The sequence below is a fragment of the Pelomonas sp. CA6 genome (assembly GCF_022549225.1).
Lineage (GTDB): Bacteria > Pseudomonadota > Gammaproteobacteria > Burkholderiales > Burkholderiaceae_C > Roseateles.
The window spans coordinates 147,435-168,475 of sequence record NZ_JAKZFD010000011.1; the positions used below are offsets into that span (position 1 = coordinate 147,435).

Annotated in this window: 15 protein-coding genes; 9 read left to right on the forward strand and 6 right to left on the reverse strand. The window is 72.8% G+C overall.

Going from position 1 to position 21,041, the window contains the following annotated elements; all coding sequences use genetic code 11:
* The first annotated feature begins 7 nt into the window (after positions 1-7).
* Entirely contained in the window at positions 8-901 is an 894-nt protein-coding gene (locus LZ017_RS18300; protein ID WP_241398349.1) for an AEC family transporter, read from the forward strand.
* A 34-nt stretch (positions 902-935) separates the two neighbouring features.
* Here LZ017_RS18300 and queG read toward each other — a convergent pair whose 3' ends face one another.
* Complete coding sequence (gene queG / locus LZ017_RS18305; RefSeq protein WP_241398398.1) at positions 936-1,991, reverse strand: tRNA epoxyqueuosine(34) reductase QueG; 1,056 nt, start codon at positions 1,989-1,991, stop codon at positions 936-938.
* Between the two features lie 92 nt (positions 1,992-2,083).
* Here queG and tsaE point away from each other — a divergent pair, with 92 nt between their 5' ends.
* Together tsaE and LZ017_RS18315 are read left to right on the forward strand one after the other, a co-directional pair.
* Complete coding sequence (gene tsaE, locus LZ017_RS18310) at positions 2,084-2,578, forward strand: tRNA (adenosine(37)-N6)-threonylcarbamoyltransferase complex ATPase subunit type 1 TsaE (protein ID WP_241398350.1); 495 nt, start codon at positions 2,084-2,086, stop codon at positions 2,576-2,578.
* Positions 2,575-4,023 carry an N-acetylmuramoyl-L-alanine amidase gene (locus LZ017_RS18315; protein ID WP_241398351.1) on the forward strand — a complete coding sequence of 483 codons (1,449 nt, stop codon included), beginning with the start codon at positions 2,575-2,577 and terminating at the stop codon, positions 4,021-4,023. The genes tsaE and LZ017_RS18315 overlap by 4 nt, the downstream gene beginning before the upstream one ends.
* Positions 4,024-4,077: 54 nt before the next feature.
* Here the strand turns inward: LZ017_RS18315 and LZ017_RS18320 are convergent, their stop codons facing one another.
* The 3 genes from LZ017_RS18320 to LZ017_RS18330 all read right to left on the reverse strand — a co-directional run bounded on the left by LZ017_RS18320 (position 4,078) and on the right by LZ017_RS18330 (position 8,932).
* Positions 4,078-4,584: a PEP-CTERM sorting domain-containing protein gene (locus LZ017_RS18320; protein ID WP_241398352.1), complete on the reverse strand. Its 507-nt coding sequence runs from the start codon at positions 4,582-4,584 to the stop codon at positions 4,078-4,080.
* 223 nt (positions 4,585-4,807) lie between these two features.
* Positions 4,808-8,149, reverse strand: a complete 3,342-nt coding sequence (locus tag LZ017_RS18325; RefSeq protein ID WP_241398355.1) for a S41 family peptidase — start codon at positions 8,147-8,149, stop codon at positions 4,808-4,810.
* Positions 8,150-8,275: 126 nt separating this feature from the next.
* Positions 8,276-8,932, reverse strand: a complete 657-nt coding sequence (locus LZ017_RS18330) for a DedA family protein (RefSeq protein WP_241398356.1) — start codon at positions 8,930-8,932, stop codon at positions 8,276-8,278.
* Between the two features lie 70 nt (positions 8,933-9,002).
* Here LZ017_RS18330 and mutL point away from each other — a divergent pair, with 70 nt between their 5' ends.
* From mutL to LZ017_RS18370, 6 genes are all read left to right on the forward strand, one after another.
* Positions 9,003-10,961 carry a DNA mismatch repair endonuclease MutL gene (gene mutL, locus LZ017_RS18335; protein ID WP_241398358.1) on the forward strand — a complete coding sequence of 653 codons (1,959 nt, stop codon included), beginning with the start codon at positions 9,003-9,005 and terminating at the stop codon, positions 10,959-10,961.
* A gap of 74 nt (positions 10,962-11,035) precedes the next feature.
* The gene (locus LZ017_RS18340; RefSeq protein WP_241398360.1) at positions 11,036-12,229 is read left to right on the forward strand and encodes a pseudouridine synthase; all 1,194 of its coding nucleotides are present in this window, start codon (positions 11,036-11,038) and stop codon (positions 12,227-12,229) included.
* Entirely contained in the window at positions 12,214-13,239 is a 1,026-nt protein-coding gene (gene miaA / locus LZ017_RS18345) for a tRNA (adenosine(37)-N6)-dimethylallyltransferase MiaA (RefSeq protein ID WP_374109950.1), read from the forward strand. The genes LZ017_RS18340 and miaA overlap by 16 nt, the downstream gene beginning before the upstream one ends.
* Positions 13,240-14,121: 882 nt before the next feature.
* Positions 14,122-14,772, forward strand: a complete 651-nt coding sequence (locus LZ017_RS18350) for an ABC transporter ATP-binding protein (RefSeq protein WP_241398361.1) — start codon at positions 14,122-14,124, stop codon at positions 14,770-14,772.
* Between the two features lies 1 nt (position 14,773).
* On the forward strand, positions 14,774-17,467 hold the full coding sequence (locus LZ017_RS22165) for an FtsX-like permease family protein (RefSeq protein ID WP_277604769.1): 2,694 nt from the start codon (positions 14,774-14,776) through the stop codon (positions 17,465-17,467).
* Positions 17,467-18,624: a lipocalin-like domain-containing protein gene (locus LZ017_RS18370; RefSeq protein ID WP_241398362.1), complete on the forward strand. Its 1,158-nt coding sequence runs from the start codon at positions 17,467-17,469 to the stop codon at positions 18,622-18,624. Before LZ017_RS22165 ends, LZ017_RS18370 begins: the two co-directional genes overlap by 1 nt.
* On the opposite strand, the gene LZ017_RS18375 is transcribed toward LZ017_RS18370, so the two are convergent.
* Together LZ017_RS18375 and LZ017_RS18380 are read right to left on the reverse strand one after the other, a co-directional pair.
* A complete protein-coding gene (locus tag LZ017_RS18375) occupies positions 18,600-19,247 on the reverse strand; it encodes a diguanylate cyclase domain-containing protein (protein ID WP_241398364.1) in 648 nt (215 codons plus the stop codon). The two genes, LZ017_RS18370 and LZ017_RS18375, sit on opposite strands and share 25 nt — an antisense overlap.
* 227 nt (positions 19,248-19,474) lie before the next feature.
* A complete protein-coding gene (locus tag LZ017_RS18380; RefSeq protein ID WP_277604770.1) occupies positions 19,475-21,028 on the reverse strand; it encodes a DHA2 family efflux MFS transporter permease subunit in 1,554 nt (517 codons plus the stop codon).
* Positions 21,029-21,041: the final 13 nt, after the last annotated feature.

The window sequence follows — 21,041 nt, forward strand, 5'->3', positions numbered from 1 at the left end:
TGGGCGCATGCCGGACATGCTGCTGCTACTGCCCGACCTGCTGCTGATCGTGGGCGGATTCCTGCTGTGCCGCTACACGGCCCTGGACCGCGAGGTCTGGGCCGCGGCCGAGAAGCTGGTGTATTACCTGCTCTTCCCGGTGCTGCTGTTCAACTCCATCTCGCAATCGCGGCTGCAGCCGGGACAGACCCTGGCGCTGGCCGGCGCCGGCCTGGCCGTGCTGCTGGGGGGCGTCGTGCTGGCTTATACGCTGCGCGCCTGGCCCGGCGTCGACGCACGCAGCCATGCTTCGGGCGCGCAGGTGGCTTTTCGCTTCAATTCCTTCGTCGCGCTGGCGCTGGCCGAGCGGCTGCAGGGCACGCAGGGCGTGGCCTGGATCGCACTGATCGTCGCGGTCTGCGTGCCGGTGGCCAACGTCGCGGCGGTCTGGCCGCTGGCGCGCCATGGCGGCCAGGGTTATCTGCGCGAGCTGGCGCGCAATCCGCTGATCCTGTCCACGCTGGCGGGGCTGGCCGCCAACCTGCTGGGCCTGAAGCTGCCGGCCCCGGCCGCGATCGGGTTGCAGAAGATCGGCCTGGCCGCGCTGCCGCTGGGCCTGATGGCGGTGGGCGCCGGGCTGCGCCTGGGCGCGTTGAGGGACGCCCCCCGCCTCGCGGCCGCGCTGCTGGCCATCCGCCATCTGCTGCTGCCGCTGTGGGCCCTGCTGCTGGCCCGCTGGCTGGCGCTGCCGGCCGAGCAGGCGCTGCTGCTGCTCGCCTTCGCCGCGCTGCCCACCGCGTCCAGCGCCTATGTGCTGGCGGTGCGCATGGGCGGCAACGGGCCCTTCGTCGCCGGGCTGATCACGCTGTCCACGCTGCTGGGCATGGTGGTGCTGCCCCTTTGGTTGACCGTGCTGCGCTGACCCACGGCGGCGGGCCGGCAGCGGGCCACGCCCCTCAGCGGGCCAGGGCCCAGGCGATGTGCTCGGCCAGCAGCGCATCGGCCTGCGGCAGCCGTGCCTGCAGCGCCTCGCGCAGGGCCTGGCGGTCCTCCGGGGCCAGGTCTTGCGCCAGCGCGTTGCCCATCGCCACGGCGAGGTTGCGGCTCCAGCGCGCATGGCCGATGCGGCGTATCGCCGAGCCCTCGGTGCGGCGCAGGAACTGGGCCTCGTCCCAGGCCCAGAGCTGCAGCAGGCTGGCGTGGCCCAGCGGCTCGCGCCAGTCGAAGTCCGGCAAGGTGGCGCGCTGGGCGAACTTGTTCCAGGGGCAGACCAGCTGGCAGTCGTCGCAGCCGTAGATGCGGTTGCCCATCAAGGGACGCAGCGCCTCGGGAATGGGGCCGTCCTGCTCGATGGTCAGGTAGGAGATGCAGCGGCGCGCATCCAGCCGGTAGGGCGCGAGGATGGCGCCGGTCGGGCAGGCCTGGATGCAGGCGCTGCATTCGCCGCAGTGCGCGCTCAGCGGTTCGGTCTCGGGCAGGGCCAGGTCCAGATAGATCTCGCCGAGGAAGAACATCGAGCCGCCCTCGCGGTTCAAGATCAGCGTGTGCTTGCCGCGCCACCCCTGGCCGGAGCGGCTGGCCAGCTCCACCTCCAGCACCGGGGCCGAGTCGGTGAACACGCGATGCCCCAGCGGCCCGACGACCGCGGCCAGCCGCTCGGCCAGCTGCTGCAGGCGCTGGCGCAGCACCTTGTGGTAGTCGCGGCCGCGCGCATAGAGCGACACCTGTGCGCGCAGCGGATCGCGCAGGCCTTGCCACTCCAGGGCCTGCCAGCCTTCGGGCAGCGTGCGCGGCAGGTAATCCATGCGCGCGGTCAGCACGCTGACCGTGCCCGGCACCAGCTCGGCCGGACGCGCCCGCTTCATGCCATGCGCCGCCATGTAGGCCATCTCGCCATGGAAGCCCTGGTCCAGCCAGGCGCGCAACCCCGGTTCGGCACTGGACAAGTCGATACCGGCCACGCCAATCTGTGAGAATCCGAGCTCGCGCGCCCAGGCCCGCAGCTGCGGCATCAGCGCCGCCGTGGACATCCGCGGCGGACCGCCGTCGGCGGATGGGGGTGGAGACAGGACCTCTGGCACAGCAAGCATTCCTTCGAATTTTGGTGATTCTAGAAACCCGCGACTACCTCTGGCCCGACGAGGCCGCCTGCGAGCGCTTTGCACAGGCGCTGGCCCACGGCCCCGAGATCGGCGATGCCTGCATCGAGCTCGAAGGCGGCCTGGGCGCCGGCAAGACCAGCCTGGTGCGCCACCTGCTGCGCGCGCTGGGCGTCACGGGGCGGATCAAGAGCCCCAGCTACGCCGTCGTCGAGGACTACGCGCCGCCCGCGCTGCAGGGCCGGCCCGCCCATCATTTCGACTTCTACCGCTTCAACGACCCGCGCGAGTGGGAAGACGCGGGCTTTCGCGAGCTGTTCGCGGCGCCCGGGCTCAAGCTCAGCGAATGGCCGCAGAAAGCCACCGGCATGCTGCCGGTGCCGGACCTGCGCCTCACGCTGGAGGTGCAGGACGAGCACGCGCGCCGCGTGCACGCCGAAGCCGGCACCGCCCGGGGTCAGGTCTTGCTGCAACACCTGGACCGGGAGTTCCAGGCATGACGCGGCCGCAGAAGCACGGCGGCCGCCGCGAGGCGCTGCGCCGCATGGGCGCGCTGGTGCTGGCGATTCCCGTCGTCGCCCGCGCGGCCGGCCCGCAGGGGCCGACCATCGTCGCGGTGCGCGTCTGGCCGGCGAGCGACTACACCCGCGTCACGCTGGAGTCCGACCGGCCGTTGGCCGCCCGGCATTTCCTCACCAGCAATCCCAACCGCCTGGTGATCGACATCGACGGCCTGGAGTTGAGCCCCGGGCTGCGCGAGCTGCTGGGCAAGATCAAGCCGGACGACCCCTATATCGCCGGTGTGCGCGTCGGCCAGAACCAGCCGCGCGTGGTGCGCATCGTGCTGGACCTGAAACAGCTGGTCGAGCCGCAGATCTTCACCATCGCGCCGGTCGCGGCCTACAAGAACCGCCTGGTCTTCGACCTCTACCCGGCCCAGGAACGCGACCCGCTGCTGGCGCTGATCCTCGAAAAGGAAACCGCCGAGCGCGCCGCGGCGCAGTCGGTGCAGGACGCCTTGGGCGAGCTGATCGGACGCATCGAACGCCCCGGCACGCCGGTGGCCAAGGCGCCGGCGCCCGCCCCTGCCCCCGCCACGACCACGACGCCGCCACCCGCGGCACCGGCCTCCACGCCATCCGCCGCCGGCTCCGCCCCGGCGCCGACTCCGCCCCGTCCCGCAGCGCCCGCCCCCACGCCCGCGGCGCAGGAGCGGCAGGACAAGCTGGACCGGCTGATCGTCATCGCGATCGACCCCGGCCATGGCGGCGAGGACCCCGGGGCCGTCGGCCCCAGCGGGCTGCGCGAGAAAGACGTGGTGCTGGCGATCGGCCTGAAGCTGCGCGAACGGCTCAACGCCAACCGCAACATCCGCGTGCTGATGACGCGCGACGCCGACTTCTTCGTGCCGCTGCATGAACGGGTGCGCAAGGCACAGCGGGTGCAGGCGGATCTCTTCGTCTCCATCCACGCCGACGCCTTCCTGAACCCGCAGGCGCGCGGCGCCTCGGTGTTCGCGCTCTCCAGCGGCGGCGCCAGCTCGGCCGCGGCGCGCTGGATGGCGCAGCGCGAGAACGCCGCCGACGCGGTGGGGGGCGTCAACCTCACGCGCGTCAAGGACACCCAGGTGCTGCGCGCGCTGCTGGACATGAGCACCAGCGCGCAGATCAAGGACAGCCTGAAGCTGGGCAACGAGGTGCTGGGGCAGATCGGCCGTGTCGGCCGGCTGCACAAGCGTCAGGTGGAACAGGCCGGCTTCGCGGTGCTGAAGGCGCCAGACATCCCGTCCATCCTGGTCGAGACCGCCTTCATCTCCAACCCCGAGGAAGAGTCCAAGCTGCGCGACCCGGACTACCAGGACCGCATCGTCGAGGCGGTGGCCACCGGCATCGCGCGCTATTTCGCGAAGAACCCGCCGCTGGCGCGGCAGCGCTCGCTGGGCTGAACGGGCTCGGGCGGCCCGTGCCGGTGGCGGGCTTCAGCGCCTGCGCTTGCCCCTTCAGCGCTTGCGCTTGAGCAGCGCCACCCCGGCCAGCGCCAGCGCGGCCAGGCCCAGGCTGCCCGGCTCGGGCAGCTTCTGGGGTTGCGCGGCGTCGAAGCTGGCGCTCAGGTAGACCTGGCTGGGCAACACCTGATCGCGCCAGCTGAAGGTGGCGGAATGGTCGTCGAAGCTGACCGTCACGCCGCGCAGCGAGGTCGTGAAGGCCACGCTGCTCAGCGGCCCGCCCAGGTCCAGGCCGGTCAGCGTCAGCGTCACCAGGCCCCCGGTGCAGCTGAAGCCGCAGTAGCGGCTGCGGCTGCTGATGGAAAAGCCGTTGTCGCTGAAGTCATAGGTCTGGTTGCCGAAGTAGTTGCCCTCCGGACCATCGCCCACCACATGCGTGTGCAGCCCGTAGTCCAGCGCGCCGGCGCGCAGCTGGATGCCCACGGTCTCGCCCACCAGCCCGGCCTGCGCCGCGCCGCTCAGCACCAGGGCCGCCAGCGCGACCATCCGCTTCTTGTTCATCCCGTTCGACTCCATCATCTTTTTGTCTTTGCCGACCACGGCACCCCGAGGCGGCGCCAAAGGGGAATGCACACGCAAGAAGCGGGCCGTCTGACGGGTGTCTGCGCGATTGCGTTGTCCTGACAAGGACTTGCCACGGCCCAGGGCGAGGACGGAGACGCCGGGCGGCTGCCGTCTGTCAAGAAATCCGACAGCCCCCGACGCCTGCGCGCCGGGGCCGCGTTCATTCACCCAGACGCTGCGGCATCGCCGGCGCGGTCTTGCGCTCCACCGGACGCTCGGTCTTCAGCCGCTCCAGCACGTTCGCGACCGCGGCCTCCAGCTGCGTGTCGCGGCCGGCGTTGACGGCCAGCGGATCGAGTTCGACCTCGAGGTCCGGCGCCACGCCTTCGTTCTCGATACGCCATTGGCCCTCGGGCGTGAAGAAGCGGAAGTACGGCACCACCAGCTGGCCGCCGTCGATCAGCGCCGGGTTGGTCGCGATGCCGATCAGCCCACCCCAGGTGCGCTTGCCGATCAGCGGCCCCAGGCCCATGCGCTTGAAGGCATAGGGCAGGAAATCGCCCCCGGACCCGGCGTCCTGGTCGATCAGCATGGCCTTGGGGCCATAGATCGCGCCGCCGGGCGTGCTGAACACCTGCGCGTCGCGGTCCTTCCAGCCGGCCAGATACGGTCGGTTGAGCACGTCGGTCACATAGTTGGCCGCCTGGCCGCCGCCATTGCGGCGGTCGTCGACGATCAGCGCCTGCTTGTCGACCTGCGCGAAGAACAGGCGGTTGAAGTGCTGAAAGCCCGAGGCCGCGGTATCGGGCAGATAGACGTAGGCCACCTTGCCGCCGCTGAGCCGGTCCACCGTCTCGCGGTTGCGCTCGATCCAGGCCCACTGGCGCAGCGCCGCTTCATTGGCGATGGGCTCGACCTGCACCTGGCGCACCGGCGCGCCCTGCGCCGCCGACGAGACACTCAGCTGGATCTGGCGGCCCACGGTGTTCTCCAGCGCGGCATAGAGGTTCTGCGTCGCGCCGACGGGCTGGCCGTTGACGGACAGCACATAGTCGCCCTCCTTCAGGCCCAGCCCGGGCGCGGCCAGCGGCGCCTTCAGGAAGGGATTCCAGCGGTCGCCACGGTACAGGGTCTTGATGCGGTAGCGCCCCTGGTCCAGGCTGAAGTCCGCGCCCAGCAGCCCCACGGCCACGCGCGGCTCCTGGTGCACGTCGCCGCCGCCCACGCGGTTGTGGCCCACCTGCAGCTCGCCGATCATCTCGACCAGCAGCTCGTTGAGATCCTCGCGCCGCTGCACATGGGCCAGCAGCGGCAGGTAGCGCCGGTAGACCGCGCGCCAGTCCAGGCCGTGCAGGCCGGGGTCGTAGAAGAACTCCTTCTGCATCCACCAGGTTTCGTCAAAGATCTGGCGCCATTCGGCGCGCGGATCCACGCGCATCTTCAGCCCCGCCAGGTCCACCGGCTTGGCCTCCAGCTTGGCACCGGTGGCGCCCACCTCCATCTTGCCACCGGGCAGTTGCAGCAGCAGCTTGCGGCCGTCGGGGCTGAGGCTGAACTCGCGCACGCCGGTCTTCAGCAGCGTGGCCTTGCGCTCCTCGAAGTCGAAACGGTAGAGCTCGGCCCCGCCCTCGTCGCCGCCCGCCGTGGGCGGCTCATGGCTGACGCCGGGCTGGCGGCGCTCCAGGTAGTACAGCGAGCCGTCCGCCGCGACGGCGAGCTGGTCGTAGCGGCGCTCGGCCACAGGCAGACCAACGATGCGCTGCGCGAGGCCGTCCAGGTCGATGCGCACCGGCTTGGGCGGCGTCTTGGTGGCGGCCTTGCCGGGTGCCTTGTCCTGAGCCTTGTCGCCCGCCCCGCCCTCGCCCTTCGCGTCGTCGCCGGGCTCGGGCTTGCCGCCGTCCTCGTCGCCGCTCTTGGGCAGCAGCGGCGAGCGCCCGTCGGCGCTCAGCACCGCGGCGAACAGCCCCAGGCGCACCGCGCGCTCCTGCGTGGACATGTCCAGCCCCACCTGGGCGGGGCCGGAGTTGACCGAGGCCATGAAATACAGCACGTCGCCCTTGGGCGAGAAGGCCGGGCTTTCGGCATCGCTCATGCCGTCGGTCAGCGTGTGCCTGCGGCCGGTCTGCAGGTCGGCCAGACGGATCTGGCTGAAGTGGTTCTCGCCCACCACGGTGTAGGCCAGCCAGCGGCCGTCCGGCGAGAAGCCGAGGTCGAAGGGCGCGCGGCGCAGCGTTCGGTCGATGCGCTCCAGCTGCCCGGCCGTGCGTCCCTCCAGCGGCATCTGGTAGAGGTTCAGGTGGTTGTCCTGCAGCACCAGCCGGCGGCCGTCCGGCGACCAGGCCAGCAGCGTGTAGTAGCCAAGTTCGGGCAGCAGGATCTTGCGCGGCGCCTGCTCGCCGCGCTGGTCGCTCAGCACGACCTGGTGGCGCATGCCCGGTTCGTCCGAGATGAAGGCCACGCGTTCGCCGTCCGGGCTCCACAGCGCGTCCTTTTCGCGCACGCCGGGGCTTTGGGTGAGGTTGCGCGGCGTGCCTTCCTTGACCGGCAACGTGAACACCTCGCCGCGCGCGCTCACCACCACGCGCTGCCCGGTGGCCGACAGACGCGCGCTGGTGATTTGGCGCGACGCATCCTTCCAGCTCACCCGCGCCTGGTCCGATCCCTCGGCGAGGCGGATGTCCAGCACGCGCGGCTCGCCACCGGCCAGGCTGATTTCCTTCAGCACCCCGCCCGCCTCGTAGACGATGCGGTCGCCACGGGCGTCGGCGCTCCGCACGTCCCAGACCGTCTCGCGCGTCAGCTGGCGCAGTGTCTTGTCGCGCGTGTCGTAGGCGAACAGATTGGCCGCGCCGTCGTTGCGGTCGGAGATGAAGACCACCACGTCGCCCAGCCACAGCGGGTTGCTGTCGGTGGCATTGACATGCGGGACCGGCTCCCAGCGGCCGGCCTTGGGGTCGATGATCCAGATCGGCGGCGTCGTGCCGCCGCGGCTCTGGCGCCAGCCGCTGGTGCCGTTGTGCGCCTGACGATACGGACGGTAGGCCAGACGCCGGCCGTCGGCCGACCAGGCGCCTTCATAGGCCACCGCATCCATCACGCGCTGCTCGTAGCCGCCCTCCAGCGCCACCTCGAAGAGCTGGTTGCTGCGCGAGTTCAGCACCTCGCGCGGCGAGGCGAACAGCACGCGCTTGCCGTCCGCGCTCCAGCCACTGACCTCGTCGGCCGCCGGGTGCCAGGTCAACCGGCGCGGCTGCCCCCCGCTGCTGGGGATCACATAGACGTCGGTGTTGCCGTCATAGCTGGCCGAAAACGCGATCCAGCGCCCGTCCGGCGAGAAGCGCGGCGCGAACTCGGCGGCGGCGTGGCGGGTCAGCCGGCGCGGCTGGGCGCCATTGCGGTCGGCCACCCACAGGTCGCCGCCCCAGACGAAGGCCAGCTGGGTGGCGGACAGCGCCGGCTGGCGCAGCAGCCGGGTGGCGGACGGGGCTTCGGACATGTCCGCGACGGCGGACCCGGCCGCGCCACCCAGGATCAGGGCGGCGCATAGCGCACGCAATTTCATTCGCTGGCTTCCCTTTGATGGAAAGCGGGCAGCATAGTCCCCCGCGCAGCGGGGTGACAAAGCTCACGGCCGTCTGGCGCCCGGCCGCGGGGGCGCCCCGGCGCGCAGCGTCTGAGCGGGGTGGAATCAGGCGCCGGCGGCCTGCTTCTCGCGCCGCGCGGCGCGCCAGCCGCCATAGATCGCGATCAGGCCGGGGATCACGATCATCGCCCAGATGATCTTGCTCAGATTGGCCTGCACCCAGGGGATGTTGCCGAACATCACGCCGGCCAGCGTCACGCCCACCACCCACAGCAGCGCGCCGCCGATGTTGTACGCGGTGAAGCGCGCGCGGTTCATCTGCGCGACGCCGGCCACGAAGGGCGCGAAGGTGCGGATGAAGGGCATGAAGCGCGCGATCACGATGGTGATGCCGCCGTTCTTCTCGTAGAACTCATGCGCGGCGTCGAACGCCCGTCGGTTGAAGAAGCGCGACTGCTCCCACTGGAACACCCGCGGCCCGACGCGCCGACCGATGCTGTAGTTGCACTGGTCGCCCAGGATGGCGGCGACCAGCAGCACGGTGATCGCCAGTGGCAGGTTCATCACGCCGGCACCGCACAGCGTGCCCACCACGAAGAGCAGCGAATCACCCGGCAGCAGCGGCATCACGACCAGGCCGGTCTCGACGAACACGATCGCGAACAGCAGCGCATAGACCCAGGCGCCGTACTGCGCGACAAAGGCCGCGATGTGGCGGTCCACGTGGAGGATGAAATCGATCAGGAAGGCAAGGAGTTCCATGGGCGCGCATTATGTCCGCGCCGCATGGCGCACGGCGGCGCGGACCGGGCCGCCCTCCTAGAATCCCGCCATGGACCGACAGGACGCCCCGACCCTTGCCCCCCGCCGCGCGATCCGCGAGCTGCCCGACGAACTGATCAGCCAGATCGCCGCGGGCGAGGTGGTCGAACGCCCCGCCTCCGTGGTGCGCGAACTGGTGGACAACGCGCTGGATGCCGGCGCCGCCCAGGTGCAGCTCAAGCTGCTGGCCGGCGGCATCCGCAGCCTGGTCGTCGAGGACGACGGGCTGGGCATCCCCCGCGACGAGCTGCCGCTGGCGATCAAGCGCCACGCCACGAGCAAGATCTCCAGCCTCGACGACCTCGAGGCGGTGGCGACGATGGGCTTTCGCGGCGAGGCGCTGGCGGCGGTGTCCTCGGTGGCCGAGCTGTCCATCGCGTCGCGCCACCAGGACGAGCCCCATGCCTGGCGCCTGGACGCGCGCAGCGGCGAGCTGCAGCCCGCGGCACGGGCGCGCGGCACCAGCGTGGAGGTGCGCGAGCTCTTTTTCAACACCCCGGCGCGGCGCAAGTTCCTCAAGACCGAGAGCACCGAGCTGGCGCATTGCCTGGAGGCCCTGCGCCGCCATGCGCTGGCGCGCCCCGACGTGGGCTTCGCCGCCTGGCACGAAGGCAAGCTGGTGGACCAGTGGCGCATCGCCCCGGCGGCGCAGCGCATCGCCGAGGTGCTGGGCGAGGACTTCGTCGAGCACAGCCGAGAACTGGCGGCGCAGGCCGGGCCGCTGACGCTGCGCGGCCGCGTCGGCCTGCCCGAGGCCGCGCGCAGCCGCGCCGACATGCAGTACGTCTACGTCAACGGCCGCTATGTGCGCGACAAGCTGATCGCCCACGCGATCCGTTCCGCCTTCGACGACCAGCTGCATGGCAGCCGCCAGCCCAGCTATGTGCTGTTCCTGGACATCGCGCCGGAGCTGGTCGACGTCAATGTGCACCCGACCAAGATCGAGGTGCGCTTCCGCGACGGCCGCGAAATCCACCAGCATGTGCGCCGCGCAGTGCAGGCCGCGCTGGCGCTGTCGCGCGCCGACGCGCCTGCCGGGCCCGAGGCCGCGTCCACCGACGCCGAGACGCCGGGCGCCCTGCCCGCAGGCCCCCTGGGGGCGCCGACCACCACCGCCTCCGCCCGCCCCTGGTCCGGCACGCCGGCCTGGGACCGCCCGGCCGTGCAGGAATCCCGTGCCGGCTATGCCGGCGGCGGTGGCTGGAACGCCGCGGCGGGGTCGAGCTGGCGCCCACCCACGCCCACCAGCGCGCAGACCGCGCTGGCGCTGGAGCAGGCCCAGGCCTTGTACGCGCCGCAGACACCGGCCCGGCCGGCCATGCCCCCCCTCGCGGGCGCCGTGGAGGACGCCGCGCCGCAGCCGCTGCCGGCCGGCGACTGGCCGCTGGGCCGCGCCATCGCGCAGATCCAGGGCGTGTATGTGCTGGCCGAGAATGCCCAGGGCCTCGTCATCGTGGACATGCATGCCGCCCACGAACGCGTGGTCTACGAACGGCTCAAGGCCGCGTTGGCGGCGCAGGGCGAGGCGCGCATCGAGGCCCAGCCGCTGCTGATCCCGGTCACCTTCGCCGCCACGCCCACCGAGATCGCCACCGCCGAGGCGCAGGGCGAAACGCTGCGACGCCTGGGCCTGGACATCGCGCCGCTGTCGGCCAAGGTGCTGGCCGTGCGCGAGCGGCCCGCGCTGCTGGCCGGCGGCGACGTCATCGAACTGGCGCGCAGCGTGCTGGCCGAGCTGGCGCAGTTCGACGCCAGCCATGCCATCGAGCGCGCCCAGCACGAAATCCTCGCCACCATGGCCTGCCATGGCGCGGTGCGGGCCAACCGCCAGCTCACCCTGGATGAGATGAACGCGCTGCTGCGCGACATGGAGCGCACCGAGCGCGCCGATCAGTGCAACCACGGCCGGCCGACCTGGCGCCAGCTCACCATGCGCGAGCTGGACGCGCTGTTCCTGCGCGGCCGTTGAGGATTCCGGGCGCGCCCGCGCGGCGGGCCCGGGGTGGGCATGGTCCAATACGGCCTGAAGCAAAGAGACCCCCCATGGCCACGCTGACCCTGAAGAAAAAGAACAAGCCCGCTGCCGAAGGCAGCAGCAGCGCGACGCCGCGCCGCGCACCCGTGCGCGGCACCGGCGTGTCGCGCACCCGCCCGACGCTGAAGCAGGCCCAGGCCGAGCGCGCCGAGCGCCAGGCCGCCTTCGAGCAGCGCCGCGCCGACGAGGCCCTGACCCAACGCCGCAACGAACGGTCGCCCCGCCCCGGCGACCCGCGTGCCGCGAAGCCGGGCCGGCCCGAGCGCGCCGCCCCCGCGGGCCGGCCGCAACGCGAGCCGCGTGCCCAGCCGCAGGCGCGTGCCGAGCGCCCCCCCGCGCCGGCGCAGCGACCGCCCCGGCAGGTCCCCCCGGCCACCGCCGAGGCCCGCCCCCGCCGCAGCAGCTGGGACGACGCGCCGGCCGCCCCCGAGGGCACGCAGGAACAGGGCGAACGCCTGTCCAAGCGCATGGGCGAACTGGGCCTGGCCTCGCGCCGCGAGGCCGATGAATGGATCGCCGCCGGCTGGGTGCGCGTCGACGGCCAGCCCGCCCGGCTGGGCCAGCGCGTGGGCCCCGACGCCCGCATCGAGGTCGACCCGGCCGCCCGCGAACAGCAGGCCCAGCGCGTCACCATCCTGCTGCACAAGCCCATCGGCTATGTCTCCGGCCAGGCCGAGGACGGCTACGAGCCCGCCTCCGTGCTCGTCAAGGCCGACAGCCATTGGGGCGAGGACCCCTCCGGCATCCGTTGGGCCCCGGGCCATGGCCGCGGGCTGGCCCCCGCGGGCCGGCTGGACATCGACTCCACCGGGCTGCTGGTGCTGACCCAGGACGGTCGCATCGCCAAGCACCTGATCGGCGAGGACTCCGAGGTCGAGAAGGAATACCTGGTGCGCGTCGCGCTGCTGAACGGCGACGCCGACCGGCCCGCGCAGGAGCAGCTGCCGCCGGATGCCGTGCAGCAGCTGTGCCATGGCCTGACGCTGGACGGCGTGCAGCTGCGCCCGGCCAAGGTCAGCTGGGCCAACGAGGACCAGCTGCGCTTCGTGCTGCGCGAGGGCCGCAAGCGCCAGATCCGCCGCATGTGCGAACTGGTGGGCCTGAAGGTGCTGGCGCTCAAGCGCGTGCGCATCGGCCGTATCCCGCTGGGCGCGCTGCCTGCGGGCCAGTGGCGCTACCTGGCGCCCTGGGAGCGCTTCTGAGCGCGCCCGCGACCGCCGCCGCCGCTCAGCAGGCCGAGGGCCGCCCCACCGTGGCCGCGCTGGTGCCGCTGTGCATCGCCGGCCCGACGGGTTGCGGCAAGACCGCCGCGGCGCTGCAGCTGGCGCAACAGCTGCCGGTGGAGGTCATCAGCGTGGACTCCGCCCTGGTGTTCCGCGGCATGGACATCGGCACGGCCAAGCCCACGGCCGCCGAGCGGGCCGCCGTGCCGCATCACCTGATCGACATCCTCGAGCCCACGCAGAGCTATTCCGCGGCCCAGTTCGTGCGCGACGTGCAGGCCCTGGTGCCGCAGATCCAGGCACGCGGCGCGCGGCCCTTGCTGGTCGGCGGCACCATGCTGTACTTCAAGGCCTTGTTCGAGGGCCTGTCCGATCTGCCCGAGGCGGACGCGCGGCTGCGCGCCGAGCTGGACGCCGACGCCGCGCGCCTGGGCTGGCCCGCGATGCATGCGCGGCTGGCCCAGCTGGACCCCGACACCGCGGCGCGCCTGGCGCCGGCCGATTCGCAGCGCATCCAGCGCGCGCTGGAGGTCTGCCTGCTCAGCGGCGAGCCGATGTCGGTCCTGCTGGCGCGCTCGCGCGCGCAGGCGGCCGCGCCGTCCCACTGGCCGCTGATCTCGCTGGAACCCCCCGACACCCCTGCGGGACGCGCCTGGCTGCACCGCCGGCTCGAAGCCCGCTTTGCCCAGATGATCCACGACGGCCTGGTCGATGAAGTGCGTCGCTTGCGCGCGCGCGGCGACCTCCATCCCGGCCTGCCGTCCATGCGCTGCGTGGGCTATCGCCAGACCTGGGAGCTGCTGGACAGCGGCGCGGATGCCGTCGACCTCGCGCTGCTGCAGGAACGCGGCAGCGCCGCGACCCGCCAACTCGCCAAGCGCCAGATCACCTGGCTGCGCAGCATGCCGCAGCGCCAGGTGGTCGACGCCCAGGCCGCCGACGCGCCACAGCAGCTCGCGCGGCTGGCGGGGCGGGCTTGTAGAGAATAAAGAAGCCCCCCGTCCAGGGGGTACCCTGGCCGGCCCCCCGAGGGGGCGGCGATGCTCGCGGGGCGTGCCCCGCTCGCACATCGCCAGGCGGGCCGGCTTGGGGCGGCCCGGCGCTCGGCCCCAGGAATACGCCCCCTCGTCCAGGGAGTACCCTGGCCGGCCCCCCGCGGGGACGGCGATGCTCGCGGGGTTCCCCCGCTCGCACATCGCCAGGCGGGCCGGCTTGGGGCGGCCCGGCGCTCGGCCCCAGCAATACACCCCCCTCGTCCAGGGAGTACCCTGGCCGGTCCCCCACGGGGACGGCGATGCTCGCGGGGGTTCCCCCGCTCGCACATCGCCAAGCGGGCCGGCTTGGGGCGGCCCGGCGCTCGGCAGATCGTCGTGCCCCTCGTCCAGGGAGTACCCTGGCCGGTCCCCCACGGGGACGGCGATGCTCGCGGGGGTTCCCCCGCTCGCACATCGCCAAGCGGGCCGGCTTGGGGCGGCCCGGCGCTCGGCCCGAAATACTCTTGGCACGGCTGGGCTGTGCGGCGAGGCTTGCGGCGTTAGGTTGCGAGCCTTGGCAGCGAGGTGGGGCATGAGGCCCGATGTGGAGTCGAGCCGTACTCGGCGAGCGACTTAAAGCCGGAGTGCTGGAGTTGCCCGGGTGGTGGTCGGGCCGATACTCGGGGCCCAGCGTGGTACTCGGTCAAATCGTATTCAGGGCCCTCTTCTTTGGTTACTTTCTTCTGGGCCCCAGAAGAAAGTGACCCGGCTGCCGGGCCGGGACCCGGCGGGCTCTGCGCCCCGCGCAGACGCAGACGCAGACGCAGACGCAGACGCAGACGCAGACGTACACGCAGACGCAAGAAGTAGCCCCCGCCAGTTCACCCACAAAGAAAGATGCCCCCACAGCCCGTCCTCACCGCCCAGCATCTGAGCAAACGCTACGGCCCCCAGCGCCTGTTCGAGAACCTTTCGCTGCAACTGGCCCGCGGCGAGATGCTCGCACTGCTGGGCGAATCCGGCAGCGGCAAGTCCACGCTGCTGAACTGCCTGGCCGGGCTGGAGCCGCTGGACGCCGGCCAGGTGCTCATCGAAGGCCGGGACATGGCGGCGCTGAACGAGGAGGCCCAGGCCGCGCTGCGCCGCGAACGGCTGGGCTTCGTCTTCCAGGCCTTCCACGTATTGCCGCACCTGAACGTGCAGGACAACGTCGCGCTGCCGCTGCTGCTGCAGGGCCGCCCCGACCCGGCACGCGTGGCCGAGATGCTGGCCGCGGTGGAACTGGACCGCCATGCGCGCCACATGCCGCGCCAGATGTCCGGCGGACAGCTGCAGCGCGTCGCGATCGCGCGTGCGCTGGTGCACCGGCCGGCGCTGGTGCTGGCCGACGAGCCCACCGGCAACCTCGACGCCCGCCATGCCGACCAGGTGATGCAGCTGCTGCGAACGCAACTGCGCGAACAGGGCGCGGCCTGCCTGCTGGTGACGCACTCCCAGCAGGCCGCCGCGCTGGCGGACCGGCGCCTGCAGATGGAAGCGCTGGCCTAGCATGCGCCGCGCCGACGCCCTGCGCCAAGCCTGGAGCTGGTGGTGGCAGCTCTCCTGGCCAGCCTTGCGCCGCCAGTGGGGCCGCCAGCTCGCGGCGCTGCTGACCATCGCCGTGGGGCTGGCGCTGGCCGGCGCGGTGGGCTGGATCAACGAGTCGGCGATGGCGCGCTTTGAATCCGCCGCCCGCGCCAGCGTGGCCCAGGCCGACCTCGAACTGCGCCCGTCGCCCGGCGGCGCCCCGCTGCAACGCGAGCTGATGCAACGGCTGGCCGACGACCCGGCGGTGGCCGACATGGCGCCAGGCCTCCAGGCCCTGCTGCGCGTGCGCGCCCGCGACGACGCGACCGGGCACGGCCTGCGCCTGCTGGGGCTGGACCTGCTGCAGCTGCCGCGCTTTCATCCGCAATGGCTGCCTCGGGGCAATGGACCCGGCGACATGCCCGGTGACATGCCCGGCTCGCTGGCCGGCGGCCTGAGCCGCGGGCTGGAAGCCCCCGGCGTGTGGCTCAATGAGGCGGCGTTGCGTCTGCTGCAGCCGCCACAACCAGACGGCGCGCGCCCACCCGCCGAGGTGGCGCTGCTGCTGCCCGCACCGCCGTCGGCGAACCCGGCCTCGGCCGCGCAGTGGCAGCACCTGCCGGTGCTGGGCCGATTCGGGCCGCCGGTCGGCGAGGACGCGCAGCCCGCGCTGCTGATGGACATCGCCTGGGCGCAGCAGCTGCTGCAGCGCCGCGACCTGGACCTGCTGATGCTGCGCCTGCACCCCGAGGCCGGCGACCCCGTGGCCTGGGCGGCGCGCCAGGCGCTGCCGTCCGGCGTGCAGGCCCTGCCGCCGGCCGAGCGTGCCGATGCGCGCGCCCGCGAAGCGCGCCGGCTCAGCACCGCCTATCGGCTCAATCTCGGTGTGCTGTCGCTGATGGCCTTGTTCGTCGGCGCCTTCATGGTCTTCGCGGTGCATTCGCTCGGCGTCGCGCAGCGCCTGCCGCAGCTGGCGCTGCTCAGCGTGCTGGGCATGAGCGCGCGCCAGCGCCAGCGCCTGCTGCTGCTGGAAGCCGTGGCACTGGGCCTGCTCGGTTCGCTGCTGGGCCTGGTGCTGGCCCTGGCGCTGGCCCAGCTGGGCCTGGCCCGGCTGGGCGGCGACCTGGGCGCGGCCGGCGTCGGGGGCATGGTCGCCGGCCTGGGCGGAGCCGCGCCGCCGCGGCTCAATCCGGCGCCGCTCTCGGTACTGGGCCTGCTGTTGCTGGGCCCGCTGCTGAGCGTGGCCGCGGCCGCCTGGCCGCTGGCGCGGCTGCGCCGCCTGCCCGCGGCCCAGGTGCTCAAGGGCGTGTCGGCCGGGCTCGGCCAGGCGGACGCGGCCACGCGGGCGCGCCGTGCCGCACCGCTGCTGCTGGCCGCCGCCGGGGTCGCCGCGCTGCTGCCTGGTCTGTGGACGCCCTATCTGGCGATGCTGCTGCTGGTGGCCGGCGCGCTGGCCGGCGTGCCTTGGCTGCTGGCCGCGCTGGGTCGCCTTGCGGCGCCCTGGACCCGCCGCCATGCCCTGCCGCTGCTGGCCGCGCAACGCGCCGCCGACCAGGCCGGCGAGGCCGGCCGGCAGATCGCCGGTGTGCTGGTGGCGCTGGCGCTGGCCGTCGCCATGCTGGTGATGGTGCACAGCTTCCGGCTCTCGCTGTCGGACTGGCTGGAGCGCATGCTGCCGGCCGACCTCTACCTGCGCAGCGCGCTGCGCGACGTCCGGGGCCAGGTCTTGCCCCCGGCGCTGCTGCAACAGGCGGCGGCGCTGCCCGGCGTGGCGCGCGTCGCGCCGCAGCTCAGCCGCGAGCTGTCGCTGGCGCGCGCCGCGGCCCCGGCCGGTCCGGGCCTCGCGGTGCAGCTGCTCGCGCGCGAGGTGCCGCCCGCGGCGCGCCTGCCGCTGCAGGGCGAGGCGCAAGACCTGGCACCCGGTCAGGTCGGCGTTTACATCAACGAGGCGCTGCGCGACGCGCTGGACCTGCGCCCCGGCGACGCGCTGCGGCTGCAGGGCGAGCACGCCATGGCCGTGTGGGTGCGAGGAGTCTGGCGCGACTACAGCCGCCAGTCGCCGGCCCTGCTGATGCAGCGCCAGGACTGGCTGACGCTGGGCGGCGACGCGGCCGTCACCGAACTGGCGCTGTGGCTGACGCCGGACGCCGACGAGGGCCGCGTGCAGGCCGCGCTGCGCCGCCTCTCGGGCGACGCGCAGGCGCTGGAGCTCGCGTCATCCGGCGAGCTGCGCCGCGTGTCGCTGCAGCTCTTCGAGCGCAGCTTCGCGATCACCGCCTGGCTGCAGGCCGTGGCGTTGGGGCTGGGCCTGTTCGGCGTCGCCACCGGGCTGTCGGCGCAGCTGCTGGCGCGTCGGCGCGAGTTCGGGCTGCTGCTGCACCTGGGGCTGACACGCGCGATGCTGCGCCGCCTGGTGCTGGGCGAGACCCTGGTGCAGACCCTGGCCGGCGCCGGCGCCGGGCTGCTCGCCGGGCTGGCGATCAGCGCGCTGCTGGTGTTCCAGCTCAACCCGCGCAGCTTTCACTGGAGCATGGACTGGCATCCGCCCTGGCCGGCGCTCGCGCTACTGCTGGCGCTGACCCTGGGCGCGACGTTGCTGACCGCGGCCGTGGCCAGCGCGCTGGCCCTGCGGCGCGGCCAGGGCGAGGCGCTGCGCGCGGTGCGGGAGGATTGGTGATGGACCCGACAAGACCGCTGCCATCCCCCGCCCGCCGTCTTCTGCTGCGCGGGCTGGGCCGCGCCGGCGCGACACTGGGCCTGCTCGCGCTGGCGCGCCCGTCCGGAGCGCTGTCGCGCGAGCCGCTGCGCTTCCCGCGCGACCACGGTGCCCACCCCGACGCGCGCATCGAATGGTGGTATGTCACCGGGCTGTTGACGCCGGCGCGGGCCGCGGCACCCAGTCATGGCTTCCAGCTGACCTTCTTCCGCCTGCGCCGACCGCTCAAGGCGGCGCTGCAAGCGCGCGACTTCGCGCCCGACCAGTTGCTGCTGGCGCACGCGGCGCTGTCCGATCTCGCCCGCCAGCGCCTGGTGCACGACCAGCGCCTGGCGCGGCTGGCCGGCAGCGGCCTGGCTCGCGCCGACGAAAGGGACACGCGGCTGCGCCTGGGCGACTGGACCCTGGAGCGCGACGCGCTGGCCGGCGGCCTGAGCCGCTACCGGCTGGCGCTGCGCAGCGACGCCGCGGACTTCGCGCTGCGCCTGACGCTGGACGCCCCCCAAGCACCGCTGCTGCAGGGCAACGCGGGCTGGTCGCGCAAGGGGCCGGGCCCGGCCCAGGCCAGCCGCTACATCAGCGAGCCGCAGCTGCGCGGGGCGGGCCAACTCGTCACGCCCGGGCAGGCCGCGCGGGAGCGGCCCGTGCAGGCGCTCGCGTGGCTGGACCATGAGTGGAGCGACGAACTGCTGGGCGGCGCCGCGGACGAGACGCAGCGCGCTCAGGGCTGGGACTGGCTGGGCATCAACCTGCACGACGGCTCGGCGCTGACGCTGTTCCGCCTGCGCCATGCCGACGGCCGCGTGCTGTGGAGCGGCGGCAGCTGGCGCGAGGCCGACGGCCGCTCCGAAGACCTGCAGCAGCGCGTCCGCCTGGAGCCGCTGGCCCATTGGCAAAGCCCGCTGTCGCTCGCCCGCTATCCGGTGCGCTGGCAGCTGCGGACGCCGCGCGGCGACTTCCTGCTGCAGGCCTTGTTCGAGGCCCAGGAGGTCGACGCGCGCCGCAGCAGCGGCCTGCTCTATTGGGAGGGCGCGGCGCGGCTGAGCACGCCGGACGGCCGAGAACTGGGCCTGGGCTACCTGGAGATGACCGGCTACGCGGAGCGCGTGCCGCTGTGACGCTGCGGTCCGGGGAGCGGCGCGTCGCTGACCAGGCGCACGCAGTTGCGCCCCGCCGAACGCGCCAGCGCCAGCGACTGCTGGGCCTGCATCCACAGCAGCTGAGCCTGCGCCCGGTTGCTTTCCGGGACCAGCAACAGCGGATCGTGCGCCGGCGGCCAGACCGCGACCCCCACCGAGGCGCTGAGCTTTTGCGCGCCCCCGCGCAGGCCCTGCACCGCGGCGCGCAGGCGCTCGCCCGCGTCGACCGCGCCCAGCGCGTCGGTGAAGGGCAGATAGCAGGCGTACTGCCCCTGACTCATGGGGCTGAGGCTGTCGCTCTGCCGCAACTGCGCCTGCAGCGTGCGGTGCAGCTGCTGCAGCAGCGCCGCGTCGCGCCCGGCCTGCAGGCGCAGCGTGGACCAGCCGTCCAGTTCCACCAGCAGCAGCGCGCCGCTGCTGTGCTTGTAGCGCCAGAGCCGGGCCGCCTCGCGGACCAGCAGCTCCAGCAGCTCATGCTCGCTCCATTCGCGCGGCAGCGGCGCTGCCTCGGCCGGGCCGCCGGGCTCAGGGTCGGCGGTCGCGCCGAACAGGCGGCGGAACCCGCGCGCGACACGGGCGCCGAGGCTGGCGCGAAGGCTCATGGATGCCGACGCCTTGTCGGCCGGAGAGAGTCGGGCTTGCTGCATGACCGGTTCCAGCGTCCCCTGTCGGAGAGGAGGGTCTCACTATTGCAGCACAGTGCGGGGCGTCCGGGTGAACCGTCCGACCACCAAGACCGGGGGACAGCCAGGGCTTTCACGCCGCGCACCCGGGAGCGTTGACGCGCGGCACCGGGAAAACCCGGCGCCGCCCGCGGCCCGCTCTCGCGTCAGTGCGCCCCGCCGGCATCCACCGGCGCGCCGACGCGCGGCGGACGGCGGGTCAGCCAGATGAAGGCGATCAGGCCCAGGAACATCCAGGCCGAGGCCAGGAAAATGTCGTCCGCGGCGCGAGTGAACGCCTGTTGGTCCACCAATCGATTGACATAGGCCAATGCCTGCTCGGCGCTGAAGCCGCTGCCCTGCAGGCTGGCCACGCTCTGGTTCAGCACCGGGTCGCCCTGGGCCAGCTTCTCGGCCAGGTGATGGTGGTGCAGGGTCGCGCGGTTCTCCCACAGCGTGGTCGAGATGGAGGTGCCCATCGCGCCGGCCGTGATGCGCACGAAGTTGGACAGGCCGGCCGCCGCGGCGATGCGATCGGGCGTGATGCCCGACAGGGTCAGCGTGGTCAGCGGGATGAAGAAGAAGGCCAGCGCCGCCCCCTGCAGCACCGTGGGCACCATGATGGTGGCCAGGTCGGTCTGGGTGGTGAACTGGGCCCGCATCATCAGCACGATGGCGAACATCACGAAGGCGAAGCTGGCCATCGCGCGCGGATCCCAGCTGCCCACCTTGCGCCCCACCAGCGGCGACAGCAGGATGGCCAGCACCCCCACCGGCGCGAGCGCAAAGCCTGCCGCGGTGGCGGTGTAAGCCATGTGCTGCTGCAGCCACAGCGGCAGCAGCACCACGTTGCCGAAGAACAGGCCATAGGCCACCGACAGCACCGCCGCCCCGAAGAGGAAGTTGCGCCGCGCGAACAGCCGCAGGTCCACGACCGGATGCGCGTCGGTCAGCTCCCAGACGAGGAAGAACAGGAAGCCGACCACGGCCACCACGGCCAGCAGCTGGATCTCTCCGGAGGCGAACCAGTCCAGCTCCTTGCCCTTGTCCAGCATGATCTGCAGCGCGCCCACCCACAGCACCAGCAGCGCGAGGCCGATGGTGTCGATGGGCAGCTTGCGGATCGGCGTCTCGCGCTGGCGGTAGATGCTCCAGGTCAGGCCGGCGGCGAACAGGCCCACCGGCACGTTGATGTAGAAGATCCAGGGCCAGCTGACGTTGTCGGTGATCCAGCCGCCCAGCAAGGGCCCGACGACCGGCGCGACCAGCGTGGTCATGCCCCAGAGCGCCAGCGCCGTGCCGGCCTTGTGGCGCGGATAGCTGGACAGCAGCAGGGTCTGCGACAGCGGAATCATGGGCCCGGCCACCAGGCCCTGGAAGACGCGCGCGGCGACCAGCATCTCCAGCGAATGCGCGAAGCCGCACAACCAGGACGCGAGCACGAACAGCAGCACGCTCATCGTGAACAGGCGCACCGCGCCGAAGCGCTGCGTCAGCCAGCCGGTGAGCGGCACCGAGATCGCGTTGGCGACGCCGAAGCTCGTGATCACCCAGGTGCCCTGCACCGGGCTCACGCCCAGGTCGCCGGCGATCGCCGGCAGCGACACGTTGGCGATGGACGAGTCCAGCACGTTCATGAAGGTGGCCAGCGACAGCGACAGCGTCCCCAGCACCAGCGCCCCGCCCTTGAGCGGCGGCGGGCTCATCTCGTTCGCGTTCATGGGGCGGTTCCGC

What these genes read in the sequence shown, in the direction of transcription:
- LZ017_RS18300 (WP_241398349.1), top strand. Translation starts at nt 8, where the DNA reads ATGCCGGACATGCTGCTGCTACTGCCCGACCTGCTGCTGATCGTGGGC.
- queG (WP_241398398.1), bottom strand. Translation starts at nt 1,991, where the DNA reads ATGCCGCAGCTGCGGGCCTGGGCGCGCGAGCTCGGATTCTCACAGATT.
- LZ017_RS18315 (WP_241398351.1), top strand. Translation starts at nt 2,575, where the DNA reads ATGACGCGGCCGCAGAAGCACGGCGGCCGCCGCGAGGCGCTGCGCCGC.
- LZ017_RS18320 (WP_241398352.1), bottom strand. Translation starts at nt 4,584, where the DNA reads ATGAACAAGAAGCGGATGGTCGCGCTGGCGGCCCTGGTGCTGAGCGGC.
- LZ017_RS18325 (WP_241398355.1), bottom strand. Translation starts at nt 8,149, where the DNA reads ATGAAATTGCGTGCGCTATGCGCCGCCCTGATCCTGGGTGGCGCGGCC.
- LZ017_RS18330 (WP_241398356.1), bottom strand. Translation starts at nt 8,932, where the DNA reads ATGGAACTCCTTGCCTTCCTGATCGATTTCATCCTCCACGTGGACCGC.
- mutL (WP_241398358.1), top strand. Translation starts at nt 9,003, where the DNA reads ATGGACCGACAGGACGCCCCGACCCTTGCCCCCCGCCGCGCGATCCGC.
- LZ017_RS18340 (WP_241398360.1), top strand. Translation starts at nt 11,036, where the DNA reads ATGGCCACGCTGACCCTGAAGAAAAAGAACAAGCCCGCTGCCGAAGGC.
- LZ017_RS18350 (WP_241398361.1), top strand. Translation starts at nt 14,122, where the DNA reads ATGCCCCCACAGCCCGTCCTCACCGCCCAGCATCTGAGCAAACGCTAC.
- LZ017_RS22165 (WP_277604769.1), top strand. Translation starts at nt 14,774, where the DNA reads ATGCGCCGCGCCGACGCCCTGCGCCAAGCCTGGAGCTGGTGGTGGCAG.
- LZ017_RS18370 (WP_241398362.1), top strand. Translation starts at nt 17,467, where the DNA reads ATGGACCCGACAAGACCGCTGCCATCCCCCGCCCGCCGTCTTCTGCTG.
- LZ017_RS18375 (WP_241398364.1), bottom strand. Translation starts at nt 19,247, where the DNA reads ATGAGCCTTCGCGCCAGCCTCGGCGCCCGTGTCGCGCGCGGGTTCCGC.
- LZ017_RS18380 (WP_277604770.1), bottom strand. Translation starts at nt 21,028, where the DNA reads ATGAACGCGAACGAGATGAGCCCGCCGCCGCTCAAGGGCGGGGCGCTG.